9 protein-coding genes are annotated in these 13,085 nt (G+C 63.6%); all 9 read left to right on the forward strand.

Translation table 11 applies throughout. The annotated features are described in order from the left end of the window. Positions 1 to 9 precede the first annotated feature (9 nt). A complete protein-coding gene (locus ABVN19_RS16490) occupies positions 10 to 960 on the forward strand; it encodes a DUF58 domain-containing protein (protein ID WP_028943089.1) in 951 nt (316 codons plus the stop codon). After that, positions 957 to 1,448 carry a DUF4381 domain-containing protein gene (locus ABVN19_RS16495; protein ID WP_028943088.1) on the forward strand — a complete coding sequence of 164 codons (492 nt, stop codon included), beginning with the start codon at positions 957 to 959 and terminating at the stop codon, positions 1,446 to 1,448. The genes ABVN19_RS16490 and ABVN19_RS16495 overlap by 4 nt, the downstream gene beginning before the upstream one ends. Further along, on the forward strand, positions 1,435 to 2,439 hold the full coding sequence (locus tag ABVN19_RS16500; protein ID WP_105642287.1) for a VWA domain-containing protein: 1,005 nt from the start codon (positions 1,435 to 1,437) through the stop codon (positions 2,437 to 2,439). The genes ABVN19_RS16495 and ABVN19_RS16500 overlap by 14 nt, the downstream gene beginning before the upstream one ends. After that, the gene (locus ABVN19_RS16505; protein ID WP_028943086.1) at positions 2,429 to 4,006 is read left to right on the forward strand and encodes a VWA domain-containing protein; all 1,578 of its coding nucleotides are present in this window, start codon (positions 2,429 to 2,431) and stop codon (positions 4,004 to 4,006) included. Before ABVN19_RS16500 ends, ABVN19_RS16505 begins: the two co-directional genes overlap by 11 nt. Continuing rightward, positions 4,003 to 5,304, forward strand: a complete 1,302-nt coding sequence (locus ABVN19_RS16510) for a BatD family protein (RefSeq protein WP_028943085.1) — start codon at positions 4,003 to 4,005, stop codon at positions 5,302 to 5,304. The genes ABVN19_RS16505 and ABVN19_RS16510 overlap by 4 nt, the downstream gene beginning before the upstream one ends. After that, complete coding sequence (locus ABVN19_RS16515; RefSeq protein WP_036989611.1) at positions 5,301 to 6,305, forward strand: HAD family hydrolase; 1,005 nt, start codon at positions 5,301 to 5,303, stop codon at positions 6,303 to 6,305. The genes ABVN19_RS16510 and ABVN19_RS16515 overlap by 4 nt, the downstream gene beginning before the upstream one ends. Before the next feature lie 91 nt (positions 6,306 to 6,396). Further along, positions 6,397 to 7,983 (forward strand): arylsulfatase, encoded by a 1,587-nt coding sequence (locus ABVN19_RS16520; protein ID WP_264652201.1) that lies wholly within the window; start codon positions 6,397 to 6,399, stop codon positions 7,981 to 7,983. A 159-nt stretch (positions 7,984 to 8,142) separates the two neighbouring features. Next, a complete protein-coding gene (locus tag ABVN19_RS16525; protein WP_105641152.1) occupies positions 8,143 to 10,665 on the forward strand; it encodes a fused MFS/spermidine synthase in 2,523 nt (840 codons plus the stop codon). Between the two features lie 66 nt (positions 10,666 to 10,731). Then, positions 10,732 to 13,083, forward strand: coding sequence for a tetratricopeptide repeat protein (locus tag ABVN19_RS16530; protein ID WP_028943081.1), 2,352 nt, complete (start codon positions 10,732 to 10,734; stop codon positions 13,081 to 13,083). Positions 13,084 to 13,085 lie beyond the last annotated feature (2 nt).

Raw genomic sequence — 13,085 nt, forward strand, 5'->3', positions numbered from 1 at the left:
GAACAGAGCATGGCATTGAAGGCGCAGGCACCTGACGGGCTGGTGTACGTCTCGCTGGCCCAGCTCATGGCCCTTGAGGCCGATGCCCAGGGCTTGAGTTTTCTGGCCCGGCAACCACGTGCCAGCGTGCTTGCCGGCAGCCATGCTTCGCGGGTGCGTGGGCGCGGCCTGAACTTCGACGAGTTGCGCCGCTACCAGCCGGGGGACGACCTGCGCCACCTGGACACCAAGGCCTCGCTGCGCAGTGGCACGCCGATCGTGCGCACCTATACCGAGGAGCGGGACCGCCCGGCGCTGATGGTGATCGACCAGCGCATGTCGATGTTCTTCGGCAGCCAGCGCAGCTTCAAATCCGCCCTGGCCGCAGAACTGGCAGCCCTGGCCGCGTGGATGGCCCTCAAGGGCGGCGACCGGGTCGGCGCGCTGGTGTTCGACGACAGTCGTATTGAAAGCATCTCCCCCTTGCGCAGCCGTAGCCGGGTCCAGGCCATTTGCGCGGCGATCGCCCGCTTCAACCAGGCGCTGGATGCCAGGGCTGAAGAAAGCGACTCGACCAGCAGCCTGGATAACGTGTTGCAACGCTGCCTGAGCGTGGCTGCCCACGATCACTTGATCTGCATCATCAGCGATTTTGCCGGGGCAACTGAACGCACCCTGCACCAGTTGCGCCAACTGCGCGCGCACAACGACGTCATCGCCCTTCAGGTCTACGACCCCCTGGCCCTGGAGCTGCCGCGCGAAGGCCGGATCATGGTCAGCCAGGGCCAGTTGCAGGTGGAGCTCGCCGTGGAGCGCCGCCAGGTACACACGCCCCTGAGCGATTTTCTCAAGGGCCGTTTGCAGGAGGTCGCCGTGCTGCTGCGCCGCAGTCAGGTGCCCCTGATGATGTTCAGCACCGCCCTGCCCGCCGCCGAGCAACTGCGCCTGGAACTGGGCAAGCGTCAGGGGTACCACCCATGACTGCCCATGTGCCCAATATCGACCAACTCAAGGAACTGGCCTTGCCGCCTGCGCCCAGCTACCTGCCACAGACCTGGGGCTGGGCCGCATTGGGCGTCGTATTGGTACTGGCCGTGGTGCTCTATGGTGCCTGGCGCTACCGACGCTGGCAGTTGAACCGCTACCGGCGCGAAGCATTGCAGCAGCTGGCGACGCTGGAGGCTGCTCTGACCGACCCGCACCAACGCCTTGCAGCCCTGCGCGCATTGCCGGAACTGCTCAAGCGCGTGGCGCTGTCGATGCCTGCACGCCCTGCGGTCGCGACCTTGCACAACAGTGACTGGCAAGCCTTTCTCAGTGCCCACAGCCGCACCCCGTTGCCAGCAGACTTCGCCGAGCAACTGGCGCATCTCGCTTACGCCCCCGAGCGCACCCTGGCGGCGGTCGATGCACAGGCGCTGGTACAACAGTGCAGAACCTGGGTGGAGCATCATCATGTGGCAGTTTGACTATCCCTGGTTGCTGATCCTGCTGCCGCTGCCCGTGCTGGGCTACCGCTGGCTGCCACCCTACATCGAGGCGCGCAGTGCCATCCGCGTGCCATTCTTCGAAGCCATCAGCCGTGTCAGCGGTCAAGAGCCCGGCGTACCCGGCACACGTCACAACACCTGGCAGTTGATCCTGCACTGGCTGGTGTGGGCATTGCTGGTGGTGGCCATCGCCCGCCCGGTACTGGTCGAGCCACCGCAGCAGCATGAAGAGCCGGTGCGCGACCTGATGCTGGCCATCGACATTTCCCAATCCATGCAGACGGTCGACCTCAAGGGCGCCGACGGCAACCCGGTGTCGCGCATGAGCGCGGTCAAGGCGGTGGTCCAGGACTTTATCCGCCAACGCCCGAAAGACCGCCTGGGCCTGGTGGTGTTCGGCAGTGCCGCCTACCCCCAGGCACCCTTGACCCTCGACCACGCCAGCCTGTCGATACTGCTCCAGCAAACCGACGTCGGTATGGCCGGCCCCAATACCGCCATCGGCGATGCCATCGGCCTGAGCCTGAAACTGCTGGAGCAAGCCAAGGAACCAGAAAAAGTGGTGATTCTGCTCACCGACGGCAACGACACCAGCAGCGCCATCACGCCCGCCCGGGCCGCCGCCATGGCCGCAGATCGAGGCGTAGTGATCCACACCATCGGTATTGGCGACCCGCAGGCCGAAGCCGAGGCCAAGGTCGACCTCAAGAGCCTGCAGCAGATCGCCGAACAGACCGGCGGCCAGTTCTTCCGCGCCGCCGACCGCGACGCGTTGCAGCAGGTCTATGCCACCCTCGACAAGCTGACCCCGCACCAGGTCAAGACCCTCACCCACCAACCCAAACGCGACCTGTTCTGGATGGCGCTGGGCGCTGCCCTGCTGCTGTATGGCGGCTATCACCTGCTCGTATTGGCGCTGTCTTACCGGCCGCGCAGCACGCCAGTGGAGGTCGCCGAACATGGACATTGACCTGCAGGCGTTTCACTTTCTGCGCCCGGCCTGGCTCTGGCTGCTGGTGCCCGGTGTGCTGCTGCCGTGGATCTGGCGTCATCGTCGCCAGCAACTGCGCAGCTGGAGCAATAATATTGCCCCCCATCTGCTGGCACACCTGCGCCTGGACGGTGAAGACCAGCACCGCCTGCGCCCCGTTCACCTGGCCAGTGCGCTGTTGATCCTCGGTGCCGTCGCTGTTGCCGGCCCCACCTGGGAGCAGGACCGCCCGGCCTTCCTCGACAACCGTGCGCCACTGATTCTGGCCCTGGACCTGTCCAGTTCCATGGACGCCAGCGACATCGCCCCCACTCGCCTGGAAGCAGCCAAGCACAAGCTGCACAGCCTGATCCAGCGTCGCCAGGGCGCCGCCACCGGCCTGATCGCCTATGCCGGCAGCGCTCACCTGGTACTCCCCCCAACACGCGACCCGGCCCTGCTGGACGGCTTCCTGCAAGCCCTGTCCAGCACCCTGATCCAGAAACCCGGCAAGAACGCCCTGGCGGTGGTAGAGCAGGCCAAGACCCTGGTCGCCGCCGAGGGCACACCCGCTACAGTGGTGCTGGTCAGTGATGGCGCCGACAAATCACAGCTGTCGCAGCTGGACAAGGTGCTCGATGGCAGCCGCCTGCAAGTGCTGGTGCTGGCCGTAGGCAATACCGATGGCGGGATGATCAAAGGCGCCGACGGCCAACCGTTGATCGACAGCCAGGGTCGACCACAGCTGGGACGTTTCGACAAGGACGGTCTCAAGCAACTGGCTTCGGCGCTGGATGCCCCGCTGGGCAGCCTGACCCTCAATGACGATGACCTGGACTGGATCGAAGCCCATGCCCAGCAGCACTTCGAAAGCGCCAATCAGGACAATCAGCCCCTGCACTGGAAGGACGCCGGCTACTGGCTGTGCTGGCCGCTGCTGCTGATCGCCTTCCTGTGTATCCGTCGTGGCTGGAGCCTGAACTGGAGCGCCTGCCTGCTACTGGGCTTGTTGCTGCCGGTGGACGATGCCCGTGCCAATGCCCTGGTCGATGCCTTCATGACACCCGACCAGCAAGGCCGCTGGGCCTTCGAGCACCAGCATTACCCGGCAGCGGCAGCGCACTTTACCGATCCTTACTGGAAAGGCATTGCCGCCTACAACGCCGCCGACTACGACCTGGCGTTGGCCAGCTTTGCCCAGCTCGATACCGCACAGGCCTATTTCTACCTGGGCAATATCTACACCCGGCGCTTCAAGTTCGACCAGGCCATCGCCGCCTACACCCAGGCATTGAAACTGCAGCCAGACTTTGCTGAAGCAAAGGCCAACCTGGCATTGGCCCAGGCACTGGCCAAGGACTACGACTCGGCCCAGGACAACACCCCCGAGGTCAAACCCGACAAGGTGGTCTTCGACAAGCCGGCCGGCAAAGGCAAGAGCAAGCCGGTGGAGAAGGCCCAGGCCGGTTCCGATGAACTGTGGCTGCAGAACCTCACCACCTCGCCCGCCGATTTCCTGCGACGCAAATTCAGTCTGCAGGACCAGACTGTGCAGGGGGCACCATGAAACTACTCGCGCTCGTACTCGCCCTGTTCAGTACCTCCCTTCTGGCGGCCGACCCGCAACTGCGCGTACAGGCAACACTGGTGCCCGGCGACACGGCGGTGGTCGGCGAAACCGTGCAACTGCAACTGGACCTGTATACGGACACCTGGTTCAGCAGCGCACCTAAGCTTCCCGACTTGACCCTACCCGGCGCCGTGGTCACGCCCCCTGGCGACCAGGCCCAGCACCTGACCCAACGCCTGGACGGCACGAACTTCTACGGCATGCGCTACCTGTTCCAGATCACCCCGCAACAGACCGGTGACCTGCAGATCCCGGCATTGACGGTGAGCGCAACGCCAGGCACGGCCCAGGCGCCGCTGAGCGCCACCAGCCAGCCACTGACCCTTCATGCCCAACTGCCGGCAGGTGTTCCCGCCGGCCAGCGGGTGCTGGTGGCCCGCCAGCTCAGCCTGACCCAGCAGACCAGCCCCGATCCCGCGGCGCTCAAGGTGGGCGACAGCCTGACCCGTACTGTGACCCTCAAGGCCGAAGGTGCCATGAGCCTGATGCTGCCGGTCACCCCGCTGGGCGATGTGGACGGCCTGAGCCGTTACCTCAAGACCCCGCAGGTCAAGACCCTCGACAACGGTCGCGGCTACACCCTCGGCGGGCAACGCATCGACGCCGCTTCCTATCGCATCGAAAAGCCCGGCAAGTACCAGTTGCCCGCCCTGCAGGTGCAATGGTGGAGCACCCAGGACAAAACCCTGCACAGCGCCACGCTACCGGCCATCAGCTTCACGGCCAGCGCCAACCCGGCCTACCAGCCCCCCTTTTCAGTGACCGAGGACCTCCAGCGGCTCGGCCAGCAGACCCGCCTGCACCTGTCTCGCCATTGGCTGACGGCCGGGCTGATCCTGGCCGTGCTGGTGCTGCTGGGATTGCTGCTACGCCGCTTTGGCGCGCAATGGCGAACGTCCTGGCAGCATTGGCAAGCCACCCGCAAGGCTCGCCGCGAAGCATCGGCCGACTACGCCTGGCAGCAGGTACCGGGCCAGCTCAGGCAACGCCCGCCACAGCTCACGGCGTTGTACCAATGGTGGCGCCGCAGCCGAGGCAGCCTGCGTCTGGCCGGCGCCGATCCGGATGTGCTGCGCCAGTGCTACAGCGCCAACGCACAGGCTGACGCGTCGCCGGAGGCGCTCCTGCCCCGCCTCACTACCCTGCACCATGAAACCGTCAGGCAGGCCCGTGGCGCCCCCCGGCCCCACAGCTTGCGCCCGCTGAACCCTGGACACGACAAGGAGTTGCCATGATCGCCAAGTTTCGTCAGCCACTGTGGCTGGTGCTGTTGCTCTTGCTGCACTGGTCACTGCCGTTGCAAGCCGCCGAGCCATTGCCGAGCTGGCGTGAGGGAGCGACCCGAACGGCCGTGTTGAACTTCGTCGAGCAAGTGACGACCCAGGGTTCGAAAACCTACGTGCCAGTCGATGAACGTATTGCCGTATTCGACAACGACGGCACCCTGTGGAGCGAGCAACCGGCCTACTTCCAACTGTTGTTCGCCCTCGCTGAAGTCAAGCGCATGGCCCCTGAGCATCCCGAATGGAAAGACCAGCAACCCTTCAAGGCCGTGCTGGAAGACGACCAGAAGACCCTGGCAGCGAGCGGCATGGAGGGCCTGATGAAAATCGTCGGTGCCACCCATACCGGTATCACCACCGAGGCGTTCATGGCCAACGCCGAGGCCTGGCTGGCCAAGGCCAGGCACCCCAAGACCGACAGACCGTTCACCGAAATGGTCTACCAGCCGATGCTCGAGCTGCTCGACTACCTGCGCAGCCAGGGCTTCAAGACCTACATCGTATCCGGTGGCGAAACCGCTTTCATGCGCACCTTCGCCCAGGAGGTCTACGGCATCCCGCCGGAACAGGTGATCGGCACCTCGTTCGTCAGCCAGTTCCAGATCATCGACGGCCAGCCGTCAATTCTGCGCACGCCAAAACTTGCCCACAACGACGATGGCCCCGGCAAGCCGGAAAGCATCGACGCCATCATCGGCCGTCGCCCCATCCTGGCCTTCGGCAACTCCGATGGCGACTTGCAAATGCTGCAGTGGACCGCCGCCGGCAAAGGCGCGCGCTTCATGGGCCTGGTACACCACACCGATGCCGAGCGCGAGTGGGCTTATGACCGGGGATCAAAAATTGGACGTCTGGACAAGGCCCTGGATGAGGCCAAAAAGCAGGACTGGACTACTGTGGATATGGCTAAGGACTGGGCACGAGTATTCCCTTTCGAGAGCGCCTCGAAATGAGCATGCACAGTGAAGTGGTGAAAGAGCAACGCAGTGAGCAACTCATTGATCGTCGAGTGGCGGTCTTGATCGTGAAAGGGAGGCAAGTCGAATGACTGGCAAACGCAGATGGATACCGAAGCTCGCGATGGTCGCGGCGTCGGTGATAGGTATTACCGCAGGCGCGGTCAGCGCTGCTGAAAAGCCCAATATCCTGGTGATCTTCGGTGATGATATCGGCCAGACCAATATCAGTGCCTATGCGCTGGGCGTGGTCGGCTACAAGACCCCGAACATCGACCGAATCGCCAAGGAAGGCATGATGTTCACCGATTACTACGCGGAGAACAGTTGCACTGCAGGGCGCTCCTCGTTCATCACCGGCCAGACGGTACTGCGTACTGGCCTGTCAAAAGTGGGTTTGCCCGGCGCAACCGTCGGTTTGCAAAAGCGCGACATCACCATCGCCCAGGCACTCAAGTCGATGGGCTACGCCACCGGGCAGTTCGGCAAGAACCACCTGGGCGACCGCGACGAGTACTTACCGACCGCCCACGGTTTCGACGAGTTCTTCGGCAACCTTTATCACCTCAATGCCGAGGAAGAGCCGGAACGTGAAAACTGGCCCAAGGACAACCCGGAATTCACCAAGGCCTTCACTCCGCGTGGCGTGATCCACAGCTTCGCCGATGGCAAGATCGAAGACACCGGCGCGCTGAATACCAAGCGCATGGAAACCATCGACGACGAAACCACAGCAGCGGCGCAAGCATTCATCGAGAAGCAGGTCAAGGCCGACAAGCCATTCTTCGTCTGGATGAACACCACCCGCATGCACTTGTTCACCCACGTGCGTGACTCGATGAAGGGCCAGAGCGGAATGTCTGGCAACGAGTACGCAGACGGCATGCTTGAGCACGACGGAGACGTCGGCAAACTGCTCAAGACCCTGGACGACCTGAAGATCGCCGACAACACCATTGTCGTCTACACCACCGACAACGGCCCGAACCAGTTCTCCTGGCCGGATGCGGCGACCACGCCGTTCCGCAACGAGAAGAACTCCAACTGGGAAGGCGCCTACCGCGTACCGGCCATGGTTCGCTGGCCAGGCAAGATCAAACCGGGCGAAATCTCCAACGAGATGTTCTCGGGCCTGGACTGGTTCCCAACGCTGTTGGCGGCCGCTGGCGATGCCGATGTGAAAAACAAGCTGCTCAAGGGTTGGGCGCCGGTCTCTGGTGGCACCAACTTCAAAGTACACCTGGACGGCTACAACCAACTGCCATACCTGACCGGTCAGCAGCCTAAAGGCGAGCGCAAGGAGTTCTACTACTTCAACGACGACGGCGTGCTGGTTTCCATGCGTTACGACAACTGGAAAGCCGTGTTCTGCGAACAACGCGCACCGGGCGGTTTCAAGGTGTGGAGCGAGCCCTTCGTGTGCCTGCGGGTACCGAAGATCTTCAACCTGCGCATGGACCCGTACGAGCGTGCTGACGTGGTGTCCGACCAGTACTACGACTGGACCACCAAGAACGTTTACCTGACCGAAGTGGCCGTGATGAAGTCCGCTGCATTCCTGCAGACCTTCGTCGAGTACCCACCAAGCCAGCGTCCGGCAAGCTTCAGCATCGACCAGATCCGCGCCGATGTGGATGCGAAGATCGAAGAGAAGATGAAGCAGAACAAGCAGTAACTCCACCCCCGCCCGCCCGCGACCCTCAGGTTGCGGGCGGGCTTTTTTATGGCTGGGCCAGCGTATCTGGCGCTCTAGTTGGCACTTGAGCTGCTAGGCTCAAGCACGCGCAATGCGCTATACAGAATGTTTCGCAGACCAATACAAGGCCTTCGCCCGATGCCGGTAGCCAGTACCTCCCGACGCAGCAAAGCCACCACCCGATCCACGTCCCAATCGCGGTCCAGCGTCACCCTGGCAGCCCTGCTGCTAGTGGCTTCCGGCGCTGCAGCGCTGATCTACCAGGTGTTGTGGATCAAGCAGCTATCACTGGTGGTGGGTGTCGAGGTGTACGCCATTACCGCGGGCATCAGCGCTTTTTTTTCCGGCCTGGCCCTGGGTGGCTTGTGGCTGGGACGACGGGCTGACCGCCTGCAGCGACCCATGCGTTTCTACGCCGTGCTTGAACTGGCCGTGGCAGTAGTCGGGGTCGCCGCCACCTGGGCACTGGGCATGGCCGCCGGCCCCTTCGCGCGGATGGAAAACAGCATCGGTTTGCTGGCGTGGGTTCTGCCCTTTGCCCTGGTCGGGGTACCGGCCGTATTGATGGGCGGCACCTTGCCGGTGCTGGTGCGTGCGGTAACCCGCGACGTCGAAAGCATCGGTCGTGCCGGGGGCCAGTTGTATGCAGCCAACACCGCAGGCGCCATTGTCGGCACCCTGCTCGCCGCTTTCCTTTTGATTCCGGCGCTGGGTATCTTTGGCAGTGCCTGCGCCGCTGCCGTGCTCAACCTGGTGGCTGCTGGCGGCGCCTTCTGGCTGGCCCAGGGCAGCCCTGCCAGCGACGCGCCTGTGGCCACCGTTCAATCACGTAAAGGTGCGGCCTACCTGGCGCTGGTGTTGTATGCCATCGCCGGCGGTATCGCCCTGGGTTACGAAGTGGTCTGGTCCCAGGCCATCGTTCAATTCATGAGTACCCGCACCTTCGCCTTCGCCGTGGTATTGGCCACCTACCTGGGCGGGCTGGTACTGGGCAGCGCGTTGTATGCCCGGCGTGCCGACCGGATCAGCGATCCGTGGGGCGCCTTCGCCCTGCTGATTGCCGGCGCAGGGTTGCTGGCCCTGCTGGAAATTGCCGGCCTGGGTCGCTGGCTGATTCAACTGCAGACCCAGGCCGAAGCTGCTGTGCTGGCAATGGGCGGCAGTGCCCTGGCAGGCATGTGCGCACGCTTTGCCGTAGTGGCCCTGAGCATTGTATTTTTGCCCACCACCTTGCTGGGAGCGGCATTCCCGCTGGCCTTGCGGTTGGTCAGCGAACAAGGGCATGTGGGCCGTGATGTCGGTTCGGTGGTGGCCTTCAACACGTTGGGCGGTATCGTCGGGGTGATGCTCTGCGGCTTCGTGCTGGTGCCTCAATTGGGCCTGGTTCGAACGCTGGGTGTGCTAGCCGTACTGGCGGCGCTGGTCGCGTTGCTGGCGGTGCTGCGCGGCGAGCAGGTCGCCATTGGCAAACGCCGGGCGGTGATCGCCCTGGGCATCGCGAGCCTCGCCGTGGCCCTGCTCACCCCTGCCGATCGCCTGGCAAAGTTGCTGCCTGGCGCACGCGGCAGCGACCTGGTGTTCTACCAGGAAGGCCGAGGCGGCACGGTGGCCGTGGTCGAGCAACACAAGCGCCAGGGCAATTTTCGCCGCTTGTACATCCAGGGTGTGTCCAACACCGGCGATGCCATGCCATCGCTACGCTACATGCGCCTGCAGGCCTTGCTGCCCCTGCTGATCCACAATGGCGAGCCGCGCTCGGCACTGGTCATCGGCCTGGGCACCGGGATTACCGCCGGGGCCTTGTTGCGCTATCCGGGGCTTGAGCATCGGGTGGTCGCCGAACTGCTGCCCGGGGTGGTCAGCGCCTCGGCGCTGTTCCAGGGCAACTACAACGCCGCCAGCGATCCGCGCCTGCAGGTGCGCCTGCGCGATGGTCGCCGCGAACTGCTCGGCAACCCGCAAACCTACGACCTGATTACCCTGGAGCCGCCACCCCCTTCGGCAGCCGGCGTGGTCAACCTGTACTCCCGTGATTTCTATCAATTGGCTTCAAGCCGCCTGAATCCTCAGGGTCTGGTCGCCCAATGGCTGCCGCTGCCTACGCAGAACAACGATGACAGCCGCGCGCTGGTGCAAAGCTTTCTCGACGTATTCCCGCATGCCTCGCTGTGGACCACCGAGTTCCACGAAATGCTGCTGGTGGGCTCTCAGCAACCGGTGCAGCTGGATTTGGCGCGCATCAGCCAGCGTCTTCAGCAACCTGACGTCCTCAGCACCCTGAGCGCGGTGGGCATCGATTCACCGGCAAGCCTTTTGGCCACCTGGGTGACCGACCGTGCAGGCCTTGAGCGTTACGCAGGCACTACCCCGGCAGTCACTGATGACCAGCCACGCATCGAATACGCACCCTGGGTGCGCAGCGATGAAATCATTCGAGTGCTGCCCGAGTTGCTGGCCTTGTACAGCCCACCGCCGCTTCAGGGCGATGACAGCCTGTTCCGCCTGCGACTGAACGAGCAGCGCCAGCGCTTGCTGCGGTTCTATCAGGTTGGCCTGACGGCCTACCGGGGCCAACGCGAAACCTGGGCCCGGCAAGTGCGCGAAGTGGCTCGTGACGACGGCCAGAATCCTTACTTGCGCTGGTTCCTCGGCATGCCCTGAAACCTTTGACAGCCAATCATTGCCTCACCCAAGCTGCCCTCAGTTCATCGGATCACGGAAGTCTGCATGTCCAAGCCTCATCGCAAGCGTACCGATACCGCCACACCTGCCGCCCCCACCCGCCAATGGTTCTGGCCTGTACTGGCCGGCCTGGCACTGCTGTTGAGCGTGATTGCCTGGGTGCTGGTCGACCAGTCAACCCCCATCACCGCCGTGACCACGACCGCTGCGCCCCCTGCTCCGGTCGCCGCGCCCCCGGCACCTCCTGCAACACTGGTCGATGAAGCCCAGTGCCAAGGCTGCCACAAGGCCCAGACCGACCACTGGAAAGGCTCACACCACCAACTGGCCATGCAGGATGCCAGCGAACAATCAGTGCTCGGCGATTTCGCCGACCGCCAGTTCAAGGCTGAGAACGAGACCACCCGGTTCTTCCGCCAGGGCGAGCAGTTCTGGGTCAACACCGTTGGTGCCGACGGCAAGAACAAGGATTTTCGCGTGGCCTATGCCTTTGGTGTGGAGCCCCTGCAGCAGTACCTGATCGATACCGGCGAGGGCCACTTGCAAGCCCTGGGCGTTGCCTGGGATACCCAGAAAAAACAATGGTTTCACCTCTACCCGGGCCAGGGCGTGGACTTCAAAGACCCGCTGCACTGGAGCAAGCCACAGCAGAACGCCAACTTCATGTGCGTGGAATGCCATACCACCGGATTCAAGCGAAATTTCGACGCCGAAAGCGGCGCGTTCGACAGCCAGTGGAACAGCCTGGGCGTAGGTTGCCAGGCCTGCCATGGGCCGGCGTCCAACCATCTGCAATGGGCCGCCAAACCGGGCAAGCAAGCCAATGTAGGCTTCAGTCGAAGCGCGCACCAGAGCGACAACCTCAGCGAAGTGGAGACCTGCGCCCGTTGCCATGCCCGCCGTGCTCCGCTGGGTGATGGCTTTCACAATGATCGTCGTCTGATGGATGACTACCTGCCAAGCCGCCTGACCCGCGAGCTGTATGCACTCGACGGCAAGATCAAGGACGAGGTGTTCGAATACGGCGCCTTCACCCAGAGCAAGATGTTCGCCAAGGGTGTGCGCTGCAGCAATTGCCACGACCCGCACAGCACCCAGCTCAAGGCCCCCGGTGATGGTGTATGCCTGCAATGTCACAACACCGCCGGCAAGATCACCATTGCCGGTGTCGATGGCGCGGGCCTCAAGGCCAAGGACTACACCTCGACCGAGCATCATCGGCACACCCCTGGCCAACCCGGCTCGCAGTGTGTGGATTGCCACATGCCGGGCAAGTTCTACATGGTCAACGACTGGCGTCACGACCACGGCTTCAGCATTCCTGCACCGGCCCAGGCGTTGCAGCTGGGTACACCCGATGCCTGCCTGAGCTGCCACCAATCCACCAAGGGGCAACAGATCGCCGATCAGTTCCGCCTCTGGTATGGCCAGGACGGCGACAGCACCTATGCCTCCAGCCTGGACCTGCTGCGTGGTGGCAAGCCCGGCGCGGTGCAATCGTTGCTCGAACAACTGCAGGGCAACGCATTGCCCGCCATTCGCCGCGCCACCCTGCTGGCTGAACTGGCCAACTACCCGAGCGAACAGACGTTCAATGCCGCCACCCGCGACCTCAAGCACAAGGACGCGCAAGTGCGCCTGAGCGCCCTGGAAGCTGTCGCCGCGCTGCTGCCACCGGAACAACGCCAACGCCTGCTGGCGCCCCTGCTGCGCGACCCGGCGCTGGCTGTGCGCATCGCAGCCGCCTACGCCCTGTTGCCGGTAGGTGCAGTCGGGCTTGGCAACGATGAGGCGGCCTTCAACAAAGCGATTGGCGAATACGAACATGTGCAGATGAGCCTGCTGGAGCGCGCCGAAGCCAACCTCAACCTGGCGCTGCTGTATCAGGCCAACGGCCGCGACGCCGAGGTGGAGAAATACCTGCGCACCGCGATCAAGCGCGATGCCGATTTTCTCCCGGCACGGGTAGCGCTAGTGCAGTGGCTCGGCCGCCATGGCCGCGGTAGCGAAGCCCGCAGCGAACTGACTCAGGCACTGGCAGAACATCCCGAAGCCGCCTTGCTGCACCAGGCCAATGGGCTGGCCCTGATCCGCGAGGGGCAACGCGAAGCGGCGCTAAAAGCATTGCAGAAGGCGGTGCAGTTGGAGCCGGAAAATACCGGCTACGGCTATGTGCTGGCCGTAGCGTTGCATGATCAAGGCCAGCGAGAGAAAGCCCGCGAACAGCTCTGGCGCAATCTGCAACAGCAACCGTACAACCGTGATCTGCGCCTGGCCCTGATCCATTACCTGCAACAGAACCAGCAACCCGGCGAGGCCAACAAGGTGCTGGAAGCACTGCGCCAGATCAACCCGCACGATCCGTTGCTGCAGCCAAGGCCGGCCAATCGTGGCTGACT

Source organism: Pseudomonas vranovensis (genome assembly GCF_040438935.1).
Lineage (GTDB): Bacteria > Pseudomonadota > Gammaproteobacteria > Pseudomonadales > Pseudomonadaceae > Aquipseudomonas > Aquipseudomonas vranovensis.

Coding starts and splice junctions, on each gene's coding strand:
- ABVN19_RS16490 (WP_028943089.1), top strand. CDS start 10: ATGGCATTGAAGGCGCAGGCACCTGACGGGCTGGTGTACGTCTCGCTG.
- ABVN19_RS16495 (WP_028943088.1), top strand. CDS start 957: ATGACTGCCCATGTGCCCAATATCGACCAACTCAAGGAACTGGCCTTG.
- ABVN19_RS16500 (WP_105642287.1), top strand. CDS start 1,435: ATGTGGCAGTTTGACTATCCCTGGTTGCTGATCCTGCTGCCGCTGCCC.
- ABVN19_RS16505 (WP_028943086.1), top strand. CDS start 2,429: ATGGACATTGACCTGCAGGCGTTTCACTTTCTGCGCCCGGCCTGGCTC.
- ABVN19_RS16510 (WP_028943085.1), top strand. CDS start 4,003: ATGAAACTACTCGCGCTCGTACTCGCCCTGTTCAGTACCTCCCTTCTG.
- ABVN19_RS16515 (WP_036989611.1), top strand. CDS start 5,301: ATGATCGCCAAGTTTCGTCAGCCACTGTGGCTGGTGCTGTTGCTCTTG.
- ABVN19_RS16520 (WP_264652201.1), top strand. CDS start 6,397: ATGACTGGCAAACGCAGATGGATACCGAAGCTCGCGATGGTCGCGGCG.
- ABVN19_RS16525 (WP_105641152.1), top strand. CDS start 8,143: ATGCCGGTAGCCAGTACCTCCCGACGCAGCAAAGCCACCACCCGATCC.
- ABVN19_RS16530 (WP_028943081.1), top strand. CDS start 10,732: ATGTCCAAGCCTCATCGCAAGCGTACCGATACCGCCACACCTGCCGCC.